Origin of the sequence: Amycolatopsis sp. NPDC004169 (assembly GCF_040610315.1) — a bacterium.
Taxonomy (GTDB): domain Bacteria; phylum Actinomycetota; class Actinomycetes; order Mycobacteriales; family Pseudonocardiaceae; genus Amycolatopsis.
This window is the reverse complement of record NZ_JBEXMD010000011.1, coordinates 138,712-158,912: the sequence shown is the minus strand read 5'-3', so window position 1 is coordinate 158,912 and position 20,201 is coordinate 138,712. Positions and strand designations below refer to the sequence as shown.

General features: G+C 71.4%; 19 protein-coding genes. 17 read left to right on the top strand and 2 right to left on the bottom strand.

Annotated features, from left to right (window positions below; genetic code table 11):
* Positions 1-109: 109 nt before the first annotated feature.
* From ABZX11_RS17635 to ABZX11_RS17620, 4 genes are all read left to right on the top strand, one after another.
* The gene (locus tag ABZX11_RS17635) at positions 110-955 is read left to right on the top strand and encodes a sulfurtransferase (protein WP_354914012.1); all 846 of its coding nucleotides are present in this window, start codon (positions 110-112) and stop codon (positions 953-955) included.
* 304 nt (positions 956-1,259) lie between these two features.
* Complete coding sequence (locus tag ABZX11_RS17630) at positions 1,260-2,429, top strand: acetoin utilization protein AcuC (RefSeq protein WP_176175927.1); 1,170 nt, start codon at positions 1,260-1,262, stop codon at positions 2,427-2,429.
* Positions 2,430-2,431: 2 nt separating this feature from the next.
* Positions 2,432-5,113 (top strand): GNAT family N-acetyltransferase, encoded by a 2,682-nt coding sequence (locus ABZX11_RS17625; protein WP_354914010.1) that lies wholly within the window; start codon positions 2,432-2,434, stop codon positions 5,111-5,113.
* 2 nt (positions 5,114-5,115) lie between these two features.
* Complete coding sequence (locus ABZX11_RS17620; RefSeq protein WP_354914008.1) at positions 5,116-6,249, top strand: serine hydrolase domain-containing protein; 1,134 nt, start codon at positions 5,116-5,118, stop codon at positions 6,247-6,249.
* Here ABZX11_RS17620 and ABZX11_RS17615 read toward each other — a convergent pair.
* Positions 6,246-7,268: an acyl-CoA dehydrogenase family protein gene (locus tag ABZX11_RS17615; protein ID WP_354914006.1), complete on the bottom strand. Its 1,023-nt coding sequence runs from the start codon at positions 7,266-7,268 to the stop codon at positions 6,246-6,248. The two genes, ABZX11_RS17620 and ABZX11_RS17615, sit on opposite strands and share 4 nt — an antisense overlap.
* A 9-nt stretch (positions 7,269-7,277) precedes the next feature.
* Positions 7,278-8,441, bottom strand: coding sequence for an acyl-CoA dehydrogenase family protein (locus ABZX11_RS17610; RefSeq protein ID WP_354914004.1), 1,164 nt, complete (start codon positions 8,439-8,441; stop codon positions 7,278-7,280).
* A 103-nt stretch (positions 8,442-8,544) separates the two neighbouring features.
* On the opposite strand from ABZX11_RS17610, the gene ABZX11_RS17605 reads away from it, so the two are divergent.
* The 13 genes from ABZX11_RS17605 (at position 8,545) to ABZX11_RS17545 (ending at position 20,079) form a co-directional block, all read left to right on the top strand.
* On the top strand, positions 8,545-8,736 hold the full coding sequence (locus ABZX11_RS17605) for a ferredoxin (RefSeq protein ID WP_176175932.1): 192 nt from the start codon (positions 8,545-8,547) through the stop codon (positions 8,734-8,736).
* An 85-nt stretch (positions 8,737-8,821) separates the two neighbouring features.
* Positions 8,822-9,679: a 3-oxoacyl-ACP reductase gene (locus ABZX11_RS17600; RefSeq protein ID WP_354914002.1), complete on the top strand. Its 858-nt coding sequence runs from the start codon at positions 8,822-8,824 to the stop codon at positions 9,677-9,679.
* Complete coding sequence (locus ABZX11_RS17595; protein WP_176175934.1) at positions 9,676-10,434, top strand: glucose 1-dehydrogenase; 759 nt, start codon at positions 9,676-9,678, stop codon at positions 10,432-10,434. Before ABZX11_RS17600 ends, ABZX11_RS17595 begins: the two co-directional genes overlap by 4 nt.
* 90 nt (positions 10,435-10,524) lie before the next feature.
* A complete protein-coding gene (locus ABZX11_RS17590) occupies positions 10,525-11,313 on the top strand; it encodes an ABC transporter permease (protein ID WP_176175935.1) in 789 nt (262 codons plus the stop codon).
* Positions 11,313-12,155, top strand: a complete 843-nt coding sequence (locus ABZX11_RS17585) for an ABC transporter permease (RefSeq protein WP_176175936.1) — start codon at positions 11,313-11,315, stop codon at positions 12,153-12,155. The genes ABZX11_RS17590 and ABZX11_RS17585 overlap by 1 nt, the downstream gene beginning before the upstream one ends.
* Positions 12,152-13,474, top strand: a complete 1,323-nt coding sequence (locus ABZX11_RS17580; RefSeq protein ID WP_354913999.1) for an MCE family protein — start codon at positions 12,152-12,154, stop codon at positions 13,472-13,474. Before ABZX11_RS17585 ends, ABZX11_RS17580 begins: the two co-directional genes overlap by 4 nt.
* Positions 13,471-14,508: an MlaD family protein gene (locus tag ABZX11_RS17575; RefSeq protein ID WP_354913997.1), complete on the top strand. Its 1,038-nt coding sequence runs from the start codon at positions 13,471-13,473 to the stop codon at positions 14,506-14,508. Before ABZX11_RS17580 ends, ABZX11_RS17575 begins: the two co-directional genes overlap by 4 nt.
* On the top strand, positions 14,505-15,536 hold the full coding sequence (locus ABZX11_RS17570) for an MCE family protein (protein ID WP_354913995.1): 1,032 nt from the start codon (positions 14,505-14,507) through the stop codon (positions 15,534-15,536). The genes ABZX11_RS17575 and ABZX11_RS17570 overlap by 4 nt, the downstream gene beginning before the upstream one ends.
* Complete coding sequence (locus tag ABZX11_RS17565) at positions 15,533-16,726, top strand: MCE family protein (protein WP_354913993.1); 1,194 nt, start codon at positions 15,533-15,535, stop codon at positions 16,724-16,726. Before ABZX11_RS17570 ends, ABZX11_RS17565 begins: the two co-directional genes overlap by 4 nt.
* Positions 16,723-17,886 (top strand): MCE family protein, encoded by a 1,164-nt coding sequence (locus ABZX11_RS17560; RefSeq protein WP_354913991.1) that lies wholly within the window; start codon positions 16,723-16,725, stop codon positions 17,884-17,886. Before ABZX11_RS17565 ends, ABZX11_RS17560 begins: the two co-directional genes overlap by 4 nt.
* Entirely contained in the window at positions 17,883-19,115 is a 1,233-nt protein-coding gene (locus ABZX11_RS17555) for an MCE family protein (RefSeq protein ID WP_354913989.1), read from the top strand. Before ABZX11_RS17560 ends, ABZX11_RS17555 begins: the two co-directional genes overlap by 4 nt.
* Positions 19,112-19,600, top strand: a complete 489-nt coding sequence (locus ABZX11_RS17550; protein ID WP_354913987.1) for a hypothetical protein — start codon at positions 19,112-19,114, stop codon at positions 19,598-19,600. Before ABZX11_RS17555 ends, ABZX11_RS17550 begins: the two co-directional genes overlap by 4 nt.
* Positions 19,597-20,079, top strand: a complete 483-nt coding sequence (locus ABZX11_RS17545) for a hypothetical protein (RefSeq protein ID WP_354913985.1) — start codon at positions 19,597-19,599, stop codon at positions 20,077-20,079. Before ABZX11_RS17550 ends, ABZX11_RS17545 begins: the two co-directional genes overlap by 4 nt.
* Positions 20,080-20,201 lie beyond the last annotated feature (122 nt).

Sequence of the window (20,201 nt, the reverse complement as noted above, 5' to 3'; positions counted from 1 at the left end):
GTCGTTGACCCCGACAGCGGCGGCGGCCCTCGGGAGTAACAACTCGCCGGTGGGGGATATGTCCGCACCCCGGCGCGGCCGGGTGGGCGGCCGCTGGAAGATGGGAGGCATGCGTCCGCTGATCAGCACCACCGACCTCGCCGCCGCGCTGGCCGGCCCGGCCGGGGACCGCCCCGTGGTCCTCGACGTCCGCTGGCGGCTCGCCGGCCCGCCCGGCGCCGACTCCTACCGCGAGGGGCACGTGCCCGGGGCGGTGTTCACCGACCTCGACCGGGTGCTCGCGGGCGAGCCGGGCGAGGGCGGCAGGCACCCCCTGCCCGACCCGGCCGACCTGCAGCGCGACCTGCGCGCGGCCGGCGTCCGCGAGGGCGTCCCGGTGGTGGCCTACGACGACGCGGACGGCTCGGTGGCGGCGCGCGCCTGGTGGCTCCTGCGCTGGGCGGGCCACGAAGAGGTGACGGTCCTCGACGGCGGTTACGCGGCGTGGTCAGCCGAGGGGCGCCCGGTGAGCACGGAGGAGGAGCACCCGGAGCCGGGCGACTTCACGGTCCACCCGGGAGGCATGCCGGTCCTGGACGCGGACGAAGCGGCTGCCTTGGCCCGCGAGGGCCTGCTGCTCGACGCCCGGGCAACGCCGAGGTACACGGGCGAGACGGAGCCGGTGGATCCCCGGGCGGGCCACATCCCGGGAGCGGTGAACGCCCCGTTCTCAGCCCACATCGGCCCGGACGGCCGCTGGCGGCCCCCGACGGAGCTGGCGGCGCACTTCGCGGACCTGGGCCTCCGCCCGGGAGAGCCGGTCGCGGCGTACTGCGGCTCGGGCGTGACGGCCAGTTCGGTGGTCTTGGCCCTGGAGCTGGCGGGCCACCCGGGAGCGGGCCTGTACGCGGGCTCGTGGTCCCACTGGTCCCGCAACCCGAACCGCCCCGCGGCGACGGGCCCCCTGCCGGGCTGACGCCCACCTGAGCAGGCCGAAGGCGACCGGGTCGCGCGGTTTCGAACTGCCCCGGCGGCAGATGCCCGGCCGGCCTGGCCACCACCTGAGCAGGCCAAGGGGGATCGGGCCGCGCGGCCCGCACTGCCCGGGCCGCGGCGGGATGCCTGCCGAGCCGATCGCCGCCCGGCGCCATAGCGGACCGGGCCGCGCGATCCCGCAGCACCGGCGACCAGCACCCCGCCGGGCCGCGCCCACCCCCGGCGCCCACCTTGCCCCGCTCGCCACTCCACGCGTCCCCGCGATCGGCACTAGAGTCGACCGCATGTCGCCTGCCGTTGTTTGGGATCGTGGGCTGCTCGGTTATGACCTGGGTGGGGATCACCCCTTCAATCCCGTGCGGCTGGAGCTCACCGTCCGGCTGGCCACCGAGCTCGGTGTCCTCCAGGACGTTCCGCTGCTCGTCCCCACCGGGGCCGGGGACGAAGAACTCCTCCGGATCCACGCCCCCGAATACCTCGCCGCCGTGCGGGAGGCGCCTCTTGTCGGGTGGGATGTCGGGCACGGGCTCGGGACCTCCGACAACCCCGTCTTCTCCGACATGCACGATGCCTCCGCGCTCGTCGTCGGGTCCACCCTGCTCGCCGCGCGGAAGGTCGCCGAAGGCGAGGCCACGCGGGCCGTCAACATCGCCGGGGGGCTGCACCACGCCATGCGGGACCGGGCCGCGGGCTTCTGCGTCTACAACGACTGCGCCGTCGCCATCTCGTGGCTGCTCGACCACGGCTTCGACCGCATCGCCTACATCGACACCGACGTCCACCACGGCGACGGCGTCCAGGCCGCCTTCTACGACGACCCGCGCGTGCTCACCATCTCGATGCACCAGCACCCGTTCACGCTCTGGCCGGGCACCGGCTACTCCGCCGAGACCGGCCGCGGGAAGGCCGACGGCACCGCCGTCAACGTCCCGCTGCCGCCGCGCACCAAAGACCCCGGCTGGCTGCGGGCCTTCCACGCCGTCGTCCCGTCGCTGCTCGCCGACTTCGAACCGCAGCTGCTGTTCACCCAGTGCGGGGTCGACTCCCACGAGGAGGACCCGCTGGCCGACCTCTCGCTGAGCGTCGACGGCCACCGCACGATCTACGCCACCCTCCGCGACCTCGCCGAGACCTACGCCGGCGGGAAGTGGATCGCCGTCGGCGGTGGGGGCTACCAGCTGATCCGGGTGGTTCCGCGCTCGTGGACGCACCTGATCGCCACCGTCCTCGACCGGGACGTCGACCCGGCGACGCCGCTGCCGCCCGGCTGGCGGGAAACCGTCACCAAGGCCGCGCCGCACGCCGAGCTCCCGCAGACCATGACCGACGACCGCGACACGGAGTTCAAGCCGTGGGGCGACGGCGAGGACGACCCGGTCGACATCGCCGTCCGGGACACCCGCCGCGCCGTCTTCCCGCTGCACGGCCTCGACCCGGACGACCCCAGGGACTGACCATGGCCGGACGGGACCCCTTCGACTACCCCCGCGACTGGGAGGCCGACGTCGTGCTGTCCGACGGCGGCACCGTCCACCTGCGCCCGATCGTGCCCACCGACGCCGACGGCCTCGTCGCCTTCCACGCGAAACTCTCCGAACGCACCCGCTACTTCCGCTACTTCGGCGCCTACCCGCGGATCCCGGAGAGGGACCTGAAACGCTTCTCGACCGTCGACCACCACGACCGGGTCGCGTTCGCCGCGTTCCTCGGCGACGACATCGTCGCGGTCGGCCGGTACGAACGGCTCGACCACTGCCCGTCGGCCGAAGTCGCCTTCGTCGTCAGCGACGCCCACCAGGGCCGCGGCCTGGGCTCGATCCTGCTCGAACACCTCGCCGCGGCCGCCTCCGAATGCGGGCTGCGCCGGTTCGTCGCCGAGGTGCTCGCCGAGAACGCCGCCATGGTGCGCGTGTTCCGCGACGCCGGCTACCAGGTCAGCCGCGAGATCGAGGAAGGCGTGCTGCACCTGGAGTTCGACATCGACCCGACCGAGGAGTCCCTCGCCGTCGCGCGCTCCCGCGAGCAGGCGGCCGAGGCGCGCAGCGTGCACAACCTGCTGCACCCGTCCTCGATCGCGGTGATCGGCGCGTCCGCCGAGCCGGGCAAGGTCGGCCACGTCGCCTTCGTGAACCTCCTCGCGGCCGCGTTCACCGGCACCGTGTACCCGGTCAACCCCGAGCACCGCGCGATCCGGGGCGTGCGCGCCTACCCGTCGGTGCTGGACATCCCGGATCCGGTCGACCTGGCCGTGGTCGCGGTGCCCGCCGAGGCCGTCGAGTCCGTTTTGGACGCCTGCCTGGCCAAGGGCGTCAAGACGCTGCTGATCCTGTCCAGCGGGTTCGCCGAGGCCGGGCCGCACGGCCTGCACGCCGAGCTGCGGCTGGTCGGCGAGGCGCGGGCGCACGGCATGCGCGTGGTGGGCCCGAACGCGCTCGGCGTGCTCAACACCGCCCCCGGCATCCGGCTGAACGCCACCCTCGCGCCCCGGCTGCCCGGCCGCGGGCGCACCGGTTTCTTCTGCCAGTCCGGCGCGCTGGGCACCGCGATCCTCGCCGACGCCGAGGCGCGCGGGCTCGGCCTGTCCACGTTCGTCTCGGCAGGCAACCGCGCCGACGTCTCGGGCAACGACCTGCTCCAGTACTGGGAAACCGACCCGGACACCGACCTCGTGCTGCTGTACCTGGAGTCCTTCGGCAACCCGCGCAAGTTCGCGCGGCTGGCCCGGCGGCTCGCCAGGACCAAGCCGATCGTCGCCGTCAAGTCGGGCCGGCACGCGGTCCGGCCACAGCTGGCGGCGACGTCGACGGAGATCGACGAAGCCAGCGTCCAGACGCTGTTCGAGCAGGCCGGCGTGGTGCGGGTGGAGTCGCTGGCGCAGCTGTTCGACACCGCGCTCGTGTTCGCCCACCAGCCGCTGCCCGCCGGGCCGCGGGTGGGGATCGTCGGCAACTCCAGCGCGATCGGGCTGCTGGCCGCCGACACCGCGCGGATGCAGGGCCTGCGGCTGGCGTCGGACCCGGTGGACGTCGGCCCGCAAGCCGGGCCGGAAGAGTTCGCCAAGGCCGTCCGCGAGGCCCTCACCTCGCCGGACACCGATGCGCTTGTCGTCGTGTTCGCCCCGCCGATCGCCATCCCCGGCACCGCGTACGCGCGGGCCCTGCGGGAGACCGTCGTCGAACTGGGGCAGCGCAAGCCGATCGTCTCGACGTTCCTCGCCGCCGAAGGCGTGCCGGACGAACTCGCGGTCCTGACCGAAGACGGTGTGCCGACGCGGGGCTCGATCCCGTCGTACCCCAGCCCAGAACGCGCGGTGAACTCCCTCGCCCGGGTTGTCCGGTACGCGGCGTGGCGGCAACGCCCGCAGGGCACGCTGGTGCGGCCCGCGGGGATCCACACCGAACAGGCGCAGGGCATCGTGCGCGAGCTCCTCGAAGCCGACAGCGGGAAGACGACGCTGCTCTCGGACGCCGAAGTCGTGCGGCTGCTGGACTGCTACGGCATCGACGTCGTGCCGTTCCGCATCGTGTCCACAGTGGACGAAGCGGTCGCGGCCGCGGCCGAGCTGGGCTACCCGGTGACGCTCAAGGCGGTCGACGAGCGGCTGCGCGGCCGGCCCGACCTGGCCGGCGTCCGGCTGGACCTGGCGTCCGAAGACTCGGTGCGCAACGCCTACGAGACGCTGCGCGAGGTCTCCGGCGACGACGAGGTCTACGTCCAGCGGATGGCACCCAAGGGCCTGTCGTGCGTGATCGGGCTGCAGGACGACCCGTCGTTCGGCACGCTCGTGTCGTTCGGGCTGTCCGGGCTGGTCAGCACGCTGCTCGGCGACCGGGCCTACCGCGCCGTGCCGCTCACCGACGTCGACGCGGCGACGCTGCTGCGCGAGCCACGGACGGCACCGCTGCTCACCGGCTACCGCGGCGACGAGCCCGCCGACCTCGCCGCACTGCAGGACATGGTGCTGCGCGTGGCCGCGCTGGCCGAGGACAACCCGGAGGTCCGGTCGCTGGTGCTGGACCCGATCCTGGCCTCGCCGGACGGCGCGTTCGTCGCCAACGCCCGCCTGGTGCTGGGGGCACCGCCCTCGCGCCCCGACACCGGCCCGCGCCGCCTGCGCGCCATCAATCCCCAGGACTGACCATGGCGGCACTGACCGAGCTGCTGTCCCGCCACCTCGGCGACCAGCCGGGCGCGGTGGCGCTGGTCGCCCGCGGCGAACAGGTCGAAGCCGCCGCCGTCGGTTCGGCCGACGTCGAGGGGACCGTCCCGATGGCGCGGGACTCGCTGTTCCGCATCGCGTCGCTCACCAAGCCGATCACCGCCGCGGCCGTGCTCCTGCTCGTCGACGACGGCGAGCTGGCCCTGGACGACCCGATCGCGCGGTGGCTGCCGGAGCTGGCCGCGCCGGTGGTCGTCCGCACCCCGGACGGCCCGGTCGACGACGTGGTCCCCGCCGTCCGCCCGGTCACGGTCGCCGACCTGCTCGCCTTCCGCTGCGGGTACGGCCTCGCCGCCGACATGACGCTGCCCGCGGTCGACCTGCTGCTGCAGGTGCTGGGGCACCCGGCCGCGTCACCGCGGGCGCTGTCGCCGGACGCGTGGCTGGCGGCGCTGGCGCAGGTGCCGATGCTGCACCAGCCGGGGGAGGCGTGGCTCTTCGAGACCGGCTCGGACCTGCAGGGCGTGCTGATCGCGCGTGCGTCCGGCCGTCCGCTGCCGGACTTCCTGGCGGAGCGGCTGTTCGAGCCGCTCGGCATGGCCGACACCGGGTTCACCGTGCCGACGGCGGCGCTCGGCCGGTTCACCAGCGCCTACCGCCGCGGCGAGGACGGCCTGCGGCTGATCGACTCGCCGGAGGGCCGGTGGAGCGCGCCACCGCCGTTCCCGTCCGGGGCGGGCGGGCTCGTCTCGACGGCCGACGACCTCCTCGCGTTCGCCCGCTTCCTGCGCGACGGCGGCACGGCGGCCGACCACCGCCTCCTGACACCGGAATCGGTGCACCGGATGACGACCGACCACCTGACGCCGGCCCAGCGCACGGCGGCCCGGCCGTTCCTGCGCGGCCAGGGCTGGGGCTACGGCGGTTCGGTCGATGTGGACCCGCAGGAGCCCTGGGAGGTCCCGGGCCGCTACGGCTGGGTCGGCGGCGCGGGAACGGCCCTGCACCTGGTCCCGTCGACGGGCACGGTCTCGGTCCTGCTCACCCAGGTCGAGCTGACCAGCCCCGAGCCGACGCCGCTGATGAAGCAGGTCTGGACCTACGCGGCGAGCTAGCGAGGGCCCGCGAGGAGGTCGCCCAGGGTCAGCAGCTGGTGGGTGGCCCCGCCGAGCTGGAACTCCAGGCGCTTCGCCGCCGCGAAGTACCGGTGGACCACGTGGTCGACGTCGATGCCGACGCCGCCGTGGACGTGCACCGCCGTGTGGGCCACCCGGTGGCCCGCCTCCGCCGCCCAGAACTTCGCCGTCGCCACCGCCGGAGCGGCCGGTACCTCCGACGTCAGCTGCCAGGCCGCCTGCAGGGTGGTCAGGCGGACCGCTTCCACGTCCAGGTAAGCGTCCGCGAGCCGCTGGCGGACCGCCTGGAAGCCGCCGATCACGTGGTCGAACTGCTTCCTCTCGGCCGCGTACGCCGTGGTCAGTTCCAAGGCCCGCTCGACCACGCCGAGCTGCTGCGCGCACACCCCGACCGTCCCGCGCAGGCGCAGCCACTCGCCGATGTCGCCCAGCGGCACCCCGGGCACTTCGGACAGCGACAGCAGCGCGGCGTCCGCGTGGTCGACCGTCTGCTGCGGCTGCACCGAGACCCCGGGCCCGGCCGCGTCGACCAGGAACACCTCGCCGGGCGTGGCCACCAGGAACCCGTGCGCGAAGGCGCCGAACGGCACCGCGGTCTGCGTGCCCGACACCCGGCCGGCCACGGCGGTGAACCCGGACAGCGCCACCGCGAGGACCCGCTCGCCGCGCAGCACCGGCAGCACCCAGCGGTCCACCAGGTCCGGCGTGCCGAACTCGGCCAGCGCCGACGCGGCCATCGTGATCGACGGCAGGTAGGGGACCGCCGCCACCGCGCGGCCGATCTCGGTCAGCACCGAGCACTGCTCCAGCAGCCCGAACCCGCCGCCGCCGAGCGACGACGGCAGCGCCGCGTCCAGCACGCCCGCCTGGCCGAGGGCCGTCCACGCGACCGTGTCGAAGCCGCCGGTGCCGTGCGGGTCGTGGGTGACCTTGTCGGCCAGCAGCCGCCGGGTCAGCGCGGCGAGATCGGCCGACGCTTCGGAAGGGGTGAAGTCCATACGTCGCTCCTAGCGCGTGACGGGCAGGCCGAGGGCGGTGGCGGCGATCATGTCCCGCTGGATCTCGTTGGTGCCGCCGCCGAAGGTGAGGATCAGCGCCGACCGGTGCAGCCGCTCGATCCGCCCGGCCAGCAGCGCGCCCGGCGAGCCGTCGCGGACGACGGCGGCCGCGCCGAGCACCTCCATCAGCAGCCGGTAGGCCTCGATCGCGAACTCCGTGCCGAACACCTTCGTCGCCGACGCCTCCGCCGGGCCGAGCTCGCTGGCCGCGGCCGCCCAGGCGATCCGCCAGTTCCGCAGCTTCAGGTACTCCGCGCCGGCGTGCACCCGCGCCAGATTCACCCGCACCCACTCCTGCTCGACGGCGCCGGTCTCCTCCGCCCACGCCAGCACGTCGGCGAGGGCCTTGCGGATCGGTGCCGACGACGTCAGCGCGACGCGTTCGTGGTTGAGCTGGTTGGTGATCAGAGGCCAGCCCGCGTTCTCTTCGGCCACGCGCGCCGACACCGGCACGCGCACGCCGTCGTAGTAGGTCGCGCTGGTCCCGGCGCCCGCGACCGTGTGCACCTTGGTCCAGGAGAACCCTTCGGCCGAGGTCGGCACGATGAGCATCGACAGCCCGCGGTGCTTCTTCGCCGCAGGATCGGTCCGGACGGCGAGCCAGACGTAGTCGGCGTACTCGATCAGGCTCGTCCACATCTTCTGCCCGGTGACGACGTACTCGTCGCCGTCGCGCTCGGCGCGGGTCCGCAGGGACGCCAGGTCGGTGCCGGCCTCCGGCTCGGAGTAGCCGATCGAGAAGTGCAGCTCGCCGGCGGCGATCTTCGGCAGGTAGAACGCCTTCTGGTCTTCGGTGCCGTGGCGCATGATCGTCGGGCCGACGGTGTTCACCGTCAGGAACGGCACCGGCACCCCCGCGACGGCCGCTTCGTCGGTGAAGATGAGCTGGTCGAGCATCGACCGGCCCTGCCCGCCGTACTCCGGCGGCCAGCCCAGCGCGAGCCAGCCGTCCTTGCCCAGCTGCCGCACAATCTCCTTGTACGCCAGGCCATCGCCGTACTCGCCCCCGCCCGAGCGGAGGCCCGCACGCCGTTCGGGCGTCATCAGCTCGGCGAAGTACTCCCGGAGCTCCGCGGCCAGCGCGTGCTGCTGGAGCGTGTAATCGATCCGCACCCGTCACCTCCACCCGGTCCGGCTCGTTGTGGTGCCGTACCGGCTCCCGGCGTTACAGTAGAACCTGTTCTAGTTGTACCAGGGCTCGAGCGGCGGAGGAAGCATGGAGATCGGCGTCGACCGGCTGCTGTGCGAGGCGAACGCGGTGTGCGTGGGGCTCGCCCCGGACGTCTTCGACCTCGACGACGAGGAAGAGCTGGTGATCCAGCCTGGTCCGGTGCCGGACGACCAGGTAGAACGCGTTACCAGTGCAGTCAAGGGCTGCCCAAAGAATGCCCTGTTCATCACGGGTTAGCACTGTTCACTCAAAGGGTTGCCTCGAACGAGAACAGATTCTACTGTAGGCCCGACATCCCGGACTCGGCGAGGAGGTCCCCGCGGTGAGCTTGACCGGCAGGACGGCGATCGTCACGGGTGCCGCGGCGGGGCTGGGGCGGGCCGAAGCGCTCGCGCTCGCGGCCGGCGGTGCGACGGTGGTCGTCAACGACATCAGCGAGCCGAAGGACGTGGTCGCCGAGATCGAAGCGGCCGGCGGCAAGGCCGTCGCGGTCGACGGCGACATCGGCGAGCGGGCCACGGCCGACGCGCTCGTCGAAGCCGCGCTCGACCTCGGCGGGTTGGACATCGTGGTGAACAACGCGGGCGTCCTGCGCGACAAGATGCTCTTCTCGATGTCCGACGACGACTGGGACACCGTGCTGCGCGTGCACCTGCGCGGCCACTTCCTGCTGTCCCGCAACGCCGCGAAGCACTGGCGCGACAAGTCCAAAGCGGACGGTGCGCCGGTGTACGGGCGGCTGGTCAACACCGCGTCCGAGGCGTTCCTCATCGGCTCGCCCGGCCAGCCGAACTACGCCGCGGCGAAAGCCGGCATCACCGCGCTCACCATGTCGGCCGCCCGCGGCCTGGCCAAGTACGGCGTCCGCGCCAACGCGATCTGCCCGCGCGCACGGACGGCGATGACCGAGGGCGTGTTCGGTGCTGCTCCCGCCGAGGGCACCGATCCGCTCTCGGTCGAGCACGTCGCCCCCTTCGTCGCCTACCTCGCTTCGCCCGCGGCTGAGCACGTGAACGGCCAGGTGTTCGTCGTCCACGGCGGCTCCGTCGCGCTGGTCGAGCCCCCGCGGATCGAACAGCGCTGGAAGCTCGACGAGCTCGAGACGTCCTTCGCCACCTTCTTCGCCGACCGCGACCCCGGCCGGATGTTCGCCGCCACCGAAATCCTGGGAGAGTCATGAGGCTGGACGGGAAGATCGCCCTGATCACCGGCGCCGCGCGCGGGCAGGGCGAGGCCGCCGCCCGCGCGTTCGTCGCCGAAGGCGCGCGCGTGGTGATCGCCGACATCCTCGACGACGAGGGCAAGCAGCTGGCCGCCGACCTCGGCGAGCGGGCCGTCTACCAGCACCTCGACGTCGGCGACGAGGACGGCTGGGCCGCCGCGGTCGAACGCGCGACCACCGAGTTCGGCCACCCGAACGTGCTGGTCAACAACGCCGGCATCCTGCACTTCTCCGAGCTCGCGCAGACGACGCTGGCCGACTACGAACGCGTCATCCGGGTGAACCAGATCGGGGCGTTTCTCGGCATGCGCTCGGTCGTTGAACCGATGACCGCCGCCGGCGGTGGCTCCATCGTCAACGTGTCCTCTGTGGAGGGTCTGGCCGGGATGCCCTACCTCGTCGCCTACACCGCGAGCAAGTTCGCGATCCGCGGGATGACCAAGGTCGCGGCGATGGAGCTCGGCAAGAAGCACATCCGCGTCAACTCGGTGCACCCCGGCGCGATCGACACGAAGATGGTCGAGACCGCGGCGGGCGGCCAGAAAGTCGACATGTCGTACGTCGGGAAGAAGGTCGCGCTGAAGCGGGTCGGGCAGCCCGAGGACATCGCCAAGCTGGTGCTGTTCCTGGCCAGCGACGAAAGCGCGTACTGCACGGGCGCGGAGTTCGTCGCGGACGGAGGGGCGACGGCGACGCACGCGCTCAACTTCTGACGGACAACGCTGAGTAAACACCGCTAACGAAAACTGTGGACCGGGTGTGGAGAAGACTCGGAGGTCAGTGACGACCTACTGGGAGGCGTAGTGAGCGAGAGCACCGGCACGCTCCCGGGAACCGCGGCCCTTACCCAGGTCGGCCGCCTGGCGACGCTGTCGTGGGAAGTCCTGCGCGCGATCTTCAAGCGCCCCTTCCAGGCCCGCGAGTGGATCCAGCAGTGCTGGTTCTTCGCCAGCGTCACGATCCTCCCGACGGCACTGGTCGCCATCCCGTTCGGCGCGGTGATCGCGCTGCAGCTCGGCTCGCTCACCGCGCAGATCGGCGCCCAGTCCTTCACCGGCGCGGCCAGCGCGCTGGCCATCGTGCAGCAGGCCAGCCCGCTGATCACCGCGCTGCTCGTCGCGGGCGCGGGCGGCAGCGCGGTCTGCGCGGACATCGGCGCCCGCAAGATCCGCGAAGAGATCGACGCCATGGAGGTCCTCGGCGTCAACCCGATCCAGCGGCTGATCGTGCCACGGGTGCTCGCCGCGATGGTCGTTTCGGTGCTGCTGAACGGCTTGGTCAGCGTGGTCGGCGTGCTCGGCGGCTACTTCTTCAACGTCGTCCTGCAGGGCGGTACGCCCGGTGCTTACCTGGCCAGCTTCAACGCCCTCGCGCAGGTGCCGGACCTGTGGATCAGCGAGATCAAGGCGCTGCTGTACGGCTTCGTCGCCGGGGTCGTCGCCGCCTTCCGCGGCTTGAACCCGGCGGGCGGCCCGAAGGGCGTCGGCGACGCGGTCAACCAGGCCGTCGTCATCACGTTCCTGCTGCTGTTCCTGATCAACGTCGTGCTCACCGCGATCTACCTGCGGATCGTCCCGCCGAAGGCGATGTGATGACGGCCGTCGACACCGACCGGACGCTCGAGTACATCGCGCGTCCCGGCCAGAGCCTGGAAGGCCTCGGCAAGCAGCTCGCGTTCGCGGCGAAGGCGCTCGCCTGGTCGCCGCGCACGATCCGCCGCTACAGCCGCGAGACCCTGCGGCTGCTCACCGAGGTCTGCTTCGGCACCGGCGGGCTCGCGGTCATCGGCGGCACGCTCGGCGTGATGATCGGGATGACCCTGTTCACCGGCCTGATCGTCGGCCTGCAGGGCTACTCCGCGCTCAACCAGCTCGGCACGGCCGCACTGACCGGCTTCATCTCCGCCTACTTCAACACCCGCGAGGTCGCGCCGCTCTCGGCCGGGCTCGCGCTGTCCGCCACCGTCGGCTGCGGCTTCACCGCCCAGCTCGGCGCGATGCGGATCTCCGAGGAGATCGACGCACTGGAAGTCATGGGCGTGCCGAGCATGCCGTACCTGGTGACGACCCGGGTGCTCGCCGGCGTCGCCGCGGTGATCCCGCTGTACGCGGTCGGCCTGCTCTCGAGCTACCTCGCGTCCCGGCAGATCACCATCTGGCTCTACGGCCAGTCCGCGGGCACCTACGACCACTACTTCACGCTCTTCCTGCCACCCGGGGACGTCCTCTGGTCGTTCGGGAAGGTGATCGTGTTCAGCGTGCTCGTCATCCTGTCCCACTGCTACTACGGCTTCAACGCCAGCGGCGGGCCGGCGGGTGTCGGCGTCGCGGTCGGCCGGGCGGTGCGGACGTCGATCGTGCTGATCTCGGTGCTGGACTTCTTCCTGTCGCTGGCGATCTGGGGCGCGAACACCACGGTGAGGATCTCGGGATGAGGCGCGAGCTCTGGCAGCGGCTCCGGTACCAGGTGCTGGGGCTCGCCTTCCTGCTCGTCGCCGCCCTGTTCATCGCGTTCACGCTCGCCGTCTACCACAAGGCGTTCACCCCGGTGACGCTCGTGAAGCTGGAGACCGACCGCGTCGGCAGCCAGCTGCGCACCGGCGGCGACGTCAAGGTCCGCGGCATGCTCGTCGGCGAGGTCCGCTCGGTGCTGGCGAAGGGCGACCACGCCGAGCTCGAACTCGCGCTGGACCCGGACAAGACCCACGTCATCCCTCGAAACGTCTCCGCGCGCTTGCTGCCGAAGACGCTCTTCGGCGAGCGGTACGTCGCCCTGCAGCTGCCGGAGAACGGAGAACGCCCGATCGAAGCGGGTGACGTCATCCCGCAGGACCGCAGCAGCGCCGCGATCGAGCTGCAGAAGGTCCTCGACGACGTGATGCCGCTGCTGCAGGCCGTCCAGCCCGAGAAGCTGTCGAGCACGCTGACCGCGGTGGCAACCGCGCTCGACGGCCGCGGCAAGCAGCTCGGCGAGACCCTCGCCGGGCTGTCGGACTACCTCGGCAAGCTCAACCCGTCGCTGCCGGACGTCAAGGCCGACATCACCGGCCTGGCGAACGTGGCGAACACCTACGACAAGGCCGCGCCCGACCTGCTGCAGGCCCTGTCCGACCTGACCACGACCAGCCGGACGATCGTCGACCAGCGCGCGCAGCTGAGCGACCTCTTCGCGACCGTCACCGCAGCTTCGGTGGACCTGACGAACTTCCTGCAGGTCAACAAGGACAACCTGATCCGGCTCACCACGGCGGTCCAGCCCACGCTGGACGTCCTCGCGAAGTACGCGCCCGAGTACCCGTGCCTGCTGCGGCAGCTCGCGGAGTCCGTGCCGCGCGCCGAGCTGGCGTTCGGCAAGGGCACCGCGCACCCCGAGGTCAGCCGGGTCACCATCGAGTTCGCGGCCAGCCGCGGCAAGTACCTCCCCGGCGTCGACGAGCCGAAGTACGAGGACAAGCGCGGCCCGCGCTGCTACCCGAGCGTCCCGAAGCCGGGCGTGTGGCCGCAGTACCCGCCGGACGGCGCCATCGAGGACGGCTCCAGCAAGCCCCCGCCGCCGAAATACCCGCCCGAGACGCTGCCGGCCGGCGGCGGCGCCGTCGGCGGCGACGGCACGATCGTCGGGTCGGCCTACGAGAACGACCTGATCGACCTGCTGGCCTCGCCCGCCCTCGGCACCTCGCCGGGGAACGTGCCGGGCTGGGCCGGCCTGCTCGTCGGGCCGCTCTACCGCGGGGCGGAGGTGGAGCTGAAGTGAGGAGTTTCGTCCCGTCGCTGATCAAGCTGGGGATCTTCGCGGTCGTCACCGTGCTGCTCACCGGGATCCTCGCGGCCACCATCGCCAACACGAACTTCGGCGAGACGTCCGGCTACCTGGCGAAGTTCACCGACGCGTCCGGGCTCAAGGAAGGCGACGACGTCCGCATCGCCGGGGTCAAGGTCGGCCAGGTCGACGCGATCGAGGTGGAAGAGGGGGAGCGGACCCTGGCGCGGGTGCGGTTCGACGTCGAGCACGCCTACCGGCTGCCGGAGACGGTGACCGCGACGATCAAGTACCGCAACCTGGTCGGCCAGCGCTACCTCGCGCTCGGCACCGACGTCCCGGGCGACCGCGCGTTGCCCGAAGGCGGCACGATCCCGCCCGAGCGCACGAAACCGGCGTTGAACCTCACCGTGCTGTTCAACGGGTTCAAGCCGCTGTTCAAGGCGCTGAGCCCGAAGGACGTCAACCAGCTCTCGGCCGAGATCATCAGCGTCTTCCAGGGCGAGGGCGGCACGATCACCAGCCTGCTGCAGCACACCGCGTCGCTGACCAGCGCGATCGCGAGCAAGGACCAGGTGATCGGCCAGGTCATCGCCAATCTGAACACCGTGCTCGGCACGGTCAACGCCCACGGCGCCCAGCTCGGTGACCTCGTCGAGCAGACCCAGAAGCTGGTGAGCGGCCTGGCCGAGCAGCGCAAGCCGATCGGCGACGCGGTCAGCGCGCTCGGCGACCTCGCCGTGTCGACCACCGGGCTGCTGGCCGACGCGCGCCCGGCGCTCAAGGACGACGTGGCGCAGCTCGGGGTGCTGTCGCAGAACCTCGGCGACTCGGGCGTGCTGCTCAACCACCTGCTCGAGGTGCTGCCGGGCAACCTGCAGAAGTTCACCCGGACGCTGAGCTACGGCAGCTGGTTCAACTACTACCTGTGCGGGATCACCGGCACCATCGGCATTTCCTCGCTCGACATCACCCTGCCGATCATCCCGATCCCCGGCACGCAGCGCGCGGAGAGGTGTGGTCCGTGAAGCCGCTGAAGGAACGCAACCAGGCGGGAGTGGGCGCGGTCGCGCTCGTGCTGATCGTGCTCGTCACGGCCACGACGTACTTCTCCGACCAGCTCCCGTTCTTCGGCAACGGTACGACGTACTCGGCCTACTTCGGCGAGTCCGCCGGGCTGGCGCCGGACAACGAGGTCGAGGTGGCCGGCGTCAAGGTCGGCACGGTGTCGTCGGTGAAGCTGGCGGGCAAGCAGGTCCTGGTCCGCTTCCGGGTCAAGGGCATCCGGGTCGGCGACGCGACGACGGCGTCCATCGAGATCAAGACGCTGCTGGGGGAGAAGTACCTCGCGCTCGACCCGAAGGGCGACGGCGCGCAGGAGCCGGACTCGACCATCCCGCAGGCCCGCACGCGCACGCCGTTCCAGCTGCAGGACGCCTTCGACCAGCTGTCGACGACGGTCGGCGACATCGACACAAAACAGCTCGCGGACAGCTTCAACGCCCTTTCCGACAGCCTCAAGGACAGCCCGCAGTACCTGAAGGACACGCTGAACGGGCTGTCCTCACTGGCTCGCACGGTCTCCTCCCGCGACGCCGACCTGCACACGCTGCTGGCCAACACCAGGAGCGTGTCGAAGACGCTCTCCGACCGCAACGCCCAGCTCCAGCGCGTGATCAGCGACGGCAACCTGCTGCTCACCGAGCTGCAGAACCGCAAAACCGCGATCAACGCCCTGCTCACCGGCACCCAGCAGCTCTCGCAGCAGCTGACCGGGCTCGTCCGGGACAACCGGGACCAGCTCAAGCCGACGCTGGACAAGCTGAGCAAGGTGACCGACATCCTGCAGCGCAACCAGGGCAACCTCGACAAGAGCCTGCAGCTGATGGCGCCGTTCGCGCGCGTCGGCGCGAACGCCACCGGCAACGGCCGCTGGTTCGAGGGCTACCTGTGCGGGCTGCTGCCGCCGACGATCACCGTGGGCGGCCTGCACATCAACCCCGAAGGCTGCACCCCGCCGATCGCGGCGCCGAACCAGGGGGTGGGCCGCCGATGACCATCCACACCGCCCGCGGCCGCAGCCTGGTGACCTGGCTGGCGTTCGCGTGCGTCCTCGCGCTGATCGTCACCGCGGCCCTGTACCCGGTGTTCCGGTCGTCGAACGGCGTCAAGCTGTCCGCGTACTTCGGCAAGACCGTCGGGCTGTACGCGGGCTCGTCGGTGCGGGTGCTCGGCGTGCCGGTCGGCCAGGTCACCGACGTCACGCCGGAAGGGGACGCGGTCCGGGTGGACATGGAGGTCGACGGTGCCCCGCTGCCGGCCGACGTCGGCGCCGTCGTCGTCGCGCCGAGCCTGGTCAGCGACCGGTACGTCCAGCTGACCCCGGCTTACGACAACGGCCCGGTGCTCGCTTCGGGCACGGTCCTGCCGCGTGAGCGCACGGCCACGCCGGTCGAACTGGACGACCTGTACTCCAGCCTGGACAAGCTTTCGACGGCGCTGGGCCCGAACGGCGCGAACTCCGGCGGCGCGTTGTCCGGCGTCCTCGACACCGCGGCGAACACGTTGAAGGGCAACGGCACTTCGCTGAATTCGACGGTCGGGCAGCTGGCGCAGCTCGCGAAGACCCTCGACGGCTCGAAGGACGACCTGTTCTCGACCGTGCAGAACCTGAACTCGTTCACCGGTGCGCTGGCCCAGAGCGACCAGCAGCTCAACGAGTTCTACGGCCGCGTCGCCGACGTCAGCCGGTTCCTCGCCGCCGACTCGAACGACGTCGGGGCCGCCCTGCAGTCCCTGGGCGGGGCGCTCGGGGACGTCCAGCAGTTCGTCAACGACAACAAGACGGCCCTGGAGTCCAATGTGGACAAGCTGGCGTCGCTGTCGAAGGTGCTGGTCGACCAGCGCGCCGCACTCGCCGAGGTGCTCGACATCGCGCCGACCGGCGCCACGAACTTCATCAACTCCTACGACGCGGCGTCGGGCACCATCGCCGTCCGCGACAACCTCAACGAGCTGACCAACCCGCCGATCCTCACCGTGTGCCGGCTGATCAGCTCGTTCACCCCCAAGGAAGTCCCCGACACCCTCGGGAACATCTGCAAGCAGCTGGCGCCGATCCTGGACGGCGCGCTGAAGCTGCCGACGATCCCGCAGGTGCTCAACTCCCTGCAGAACGGGACGCTCCCGCCGTTGCCGCTCCCGTTGGTCGACGTGATGGAACAGCTGTCCGGCGGTGCGAAGTGAAGGGGCGCAAGCGGATCGCCGGTGCGCTGGCCGGGGTGCTCGTGCTCGCGGGCTGCAGCGACGGCGGGTTCAACGGCCTCTACGGCACGCCGCTGCCGGGCGGTGCCGACGTCGGCGACCACCCGTACCACGTCACGGCGCTGTTCACCGACGTGCTGGACCTGGTGCCGCAGTCGAGCGTCAAGGTCGACGACGTCGCCGTCGGGCGGGTCGACAAGATCACGCTGACCCCGGACACGCGCTCGGCGCTGGTGGCGATGACCGTCAACGGCGACATCGCGCTGCCGGCGAACGCGCGTGCCGAGCTCAAGCAGTCTTCGCTGCTGGGCGAGAAGTTCGTCGAGCTGAGCGTGCCGACGGCCGAACCCGCTTCCGGCCGCCTGGCCGACGGCGGGCAGATCCCGCTCGGGCGGACCAACCGCAACCCCGAGGTCGAGGAGGTGCTCGGCGCGCTCTCGCTGCTGCTCAACGGCGGCGGCGTCGAGCAGATCCAGAAGATCAGCCACGAGCTCAACGACGCCCTGTCGGGCAACGAGCCGGAGATCCGCGCCCTGCTGTCCAGAGTGGACGAACTGGCCACCCAGCTCGACGGCCACAAGACCGAGATCCTGCGTGCGATCGACGGCCTGGCCAAGCTTTCGAAGACGTTGACCGGGCAGACGCAGAACCTGACGAACGCGCTGGACAACCTCGCGCCGGGCCTGAAGGTCGTCACCGACCAGCGTGACCAGCTGGTGGGCATGCTGAACGCGCTGAACACGCTGTCCGGGGTCGCGGTGGACACGGTGACGAAGAGCCGGGACCAGCTCGTGGCGAACCTCCGCGCCCTGCAGCCGACGTTGACGAAGCTCGGCGAGGCGGGCCAGAACCTGCCGAACGCGCTGCAGATCCTGCTCACCTACCCGTTCCCGGACTACGCGGGGAACGTGATCAAGGGCGACTACGCGAACGTCGAGGCGAACGTGAACCTCGACCTGGACGTGCTGATCTCGAACTTCACGAACTCGTCGCAGCCGCCGATCGCGCTGCCGTCCGGAACCGGTGGCCAGCAGACTCCGGTGGCGCCGCCGTTGCCCCTGCCCGACCTGGGGTCGGTGCCCCCGGCGGCAGGCCCGGGCCTGCTGGGCGGGCTGCTCGGCCTGATCGGGGGCGGCCGGTGACCCGCAAGATCCGGATCCAGCTGTTCGCGTTCGTCGTCATCGCCGTGGTGTCGGTGGTGTACGCCGGCGGCCGGTACGCCGGGCTGGACCGGTTGTTCGGCAACCGCGGGTACGTCGTCACCGCGCAGCTGACCGACTCCGGCGGCATCTTCGTCAACTCCGAAGTCGCCTACCGCGGCGTCACGGTCGGCCGGGTGACGTCGATGACGCTCACCGAGCACGGCGTCGACGTCGCCCTCGACATCGACGCGGGCGCGCCGGACATCCCGGCCGACGCGCACGCGCAGGTGGCGAACCGATCGGCGGTGGGGGAGCAGTTCGTGGACCTGCTGCCGTTGCACAACGGCGGCCCGTTCCTGAAGGACGGCTCGGTGATCACGGCGGACAAGACGTCGCTGCCGCCGTCGCCGGACACCGTGCTCACCCACCTCGACGACCTGGTGGCGAGCGTGCACCCGGAGTCGTTGCGGACGGTCGTCGACGAGACGTACAACGCCTTCGCGGGGGCGGGCCCGGAGCTGCAGCAGCTGCTGGACAGCACGGGCTCGCTGACGGCCGTGGCCGCGCAGTACGTGCCGCAGACGCAGGGACTGCTGGCGAACTCGCGGATCGTGCTGGGCACCCAGGAGCGGCAGGCGGCGAACATCACGGACTTCGCTGCCGGTCTTCGCACGATCGCCGGCCAGCTCAAGAAGTCCGATCCGGACCTGCGGCGGGTGATCGCGCAGGCGCCGCAGCTGAGCCGGCAGATCTCCGACGTGCTGGCCGCGTCGGGGACCGACCTGGGCGTGCTGTTCGCCAACCTGCTGACCACCGCGCAGATCACGACGTCCCGGAAAGACTCGATCGAGGAGCTGCTGGTCGCGTACCCGATCATCTCGGCGTTCTCGCCGTCGACGTCCCCGGACGGCACAGGTCATCTGGGCGTGGTGTTCAACTTCTTCGACCCGGCTTCGTGCACGAAGGGGTACGAAGGGACGAAGCAGCGTCCGGCGAACGACGAGTCGGAAGCGCCGGTCAACATGAACGCCTACTGCGCCGAGCCGCCCGGGAGCCCGACCGGGGTGCGCGGGGCGCAGAACGCGCCCTACGCGGGGAAGCCGCCCGCGATCCCGGCGGCGCCTTCGCAGACTGTTTCCGCGCCTTCGCAGGCTCAGTTGCCGGGCATGCTGAGCTTGCTCACGGGGCCGTCGTCGGGCGGGCTCGGCCGGTTGCTGGGCGCGCCGTGAAGCTGCGCCTCCTGGCGGTCTTCGCGTTCTTGTCGGTCCTGGCCGCGGCGTTCGCGGGCTGGTCATGGTGGCGCGCGGCCGCGGACGAGTCGTACGCCCGCGGCCGCGAGCGCGACGCGGTGCTCGCCGCGGCGGGGCCGTACCTGGTCACGCTGAACACGATCGACTACCGCACGGCGGCGGCGGACGTGGACCGCTGGATCGCGGCGACGACGGGGCAGTACCTCAAGGACCTTTCGGGCGACCGTCAGCTGCAGATCGACCGCGCTGCTGCGTCTCGGACGGTGTCCTCGGCCTCCCTGGTCCAGACGGCGGTGACGGAGGTCGATCCGGCCCGCGGGTCGGCACGTCTGCTGGCGGTGCTGGACGTCCGCGTGTCAACGGGCGGCGCGCCCCCTTCGGCCCGCCTCAACCGCCTGACGGTGGACGTGTCCCGCTCCCCGGACGGCTGGAAGATCTCCGGGGTCCAGGCGGCAGGCTCATGACCCGGCTGCTGGTCGTCGTGCTGGCACTGGCCCTGGGCTGCACGGCCTGGTTCGGCATCGAGGCGGCTTCACTGTCCCCTGGGGACAATCAGGCCTTGGTGGATTCTTCGGCCACGGCCGAGGTTTCGTCTTCGGTGAGTGACGCGGTGAAGGCAGTGTTTTCGTACGACTACGCGAACCTGCCCCGCACCGAACGAGCGGCCGCGGAGGTCTTGACGGGCGAGGCGGTGTGGCAGTACCAGACGCAGTTCGCTTCGGCTCGCACGCGGGCGCAGTCGGAGAAACTGACCCGCACGACGACGGTCCGGGCGATCGGGGTCCGCTCGTTGCGGGGGGATTCGGCGGAGTTGCTGCTGTTCTTGGACCAGCAGACGGTGACGCAGGGCGGAGGAGCGCCGACGTCGTCGGTCGCCCAGCTGGCGGTGACGGCGAAGCGGGTGGACGGCCGCTGGAAACTGGCCACGCTGACGGCACTCTGATCGGGAAAAACCGGCAGCGGTGCGATGGGAAGCTGCTGGTCGTCGAGCACCCGCTTCCTGAGGATTCGAACCGACACCGGGAATACGATGCTCGCCGTAACACGGTAGGTGTCCCGAACGAC

What these genes read in the sequence shown, in the direction of transcription:
- ABZX11_RS17580 (WP_354913999.1), top strand. Translation starts at nt 12,152, where the DNA reads ATGAGGCGCGAGCTCTGGCAGCGGCTCCGGTACCAGGTGCTGGGGCTC.
- ABZX11_RS17565 (WP_354913993.1), top strand. Translation starts at nt 15,533, where the DNA reads ATGACCATCCACACCGCCCGCGGCCGCAGCCTGGTGACCTGGCTGGCG.
- ABZX11_RS17635 (WP_354914012.1), top strand. Translation starts at nt 110, where the DNA reads ATGCGTCCGCTGATCAGCACCACCGACCTCGCCGCCGCGCTGGCCGGC.
- ABZX11_RS17625 (WP_354914010.1), top strand. Translation starts at nt 2,432, where the DNA reads ATGGCCGGACGGGACCCCTTCGACTACCCCCGCGACTGGGAGGCCGAC.
- ABZX11_RS17545 (WP_354913985.1), top strand. Translation starts at nt 19,597, where the DNA reads ATGACCCGGCTGCTGGTCGTCGTGCTGGCACTGGCCCTGGGCTGCACG.
- ABZX11_RS17620 (WP_354914008.1), top strand. Translation starts at nt 5,116, where the DNA reads ATGGCGGCACTGACCGAGCTGCTGTCCCGCCACCTCGGCGACCAGCCG.
- ABZX11_RS17605 (WP_176175932.1), top strand. Translation starts at nt 8,545, where the DNA reads ATGGAGATCGGCGTCGACCGGCTGCTGTGCGAGGCGAACGCGGTGTGC.
- ABZX11_RS17585 (WP_176175936.1), top strand. Translation starts at nt 11,313, where the DNA reads ATGACGGCCGTCGACACCGACCGGACGCTCGAGTACATCGCGCGTCCC.
- ABZX11_RS17595 (WP_176175934.1), top strand. Translation starts at nt 9,676, where the DNA reads ATGAGGCTGGACGGGAAGATCGCCCTGATCACCGGCGCCGCGCGCGGG.
- ABZX11_RS17630 (WP_176175927.1), top strand. Translation starts at nt 1,260, where the DNA reads ATGTCGCCTGCCGTTGTTTGGGATCGTGGGCTGCTCGGTTATGACCTG.
- ABZX11_RS17615 (WP_354914006.1), bottom strand. Translation starts at nt 7,268, where the DNA reads ATGGACTTCACCCCTTCCGAAGCGTCGGCCGATCTCGCCGCGCTGACC.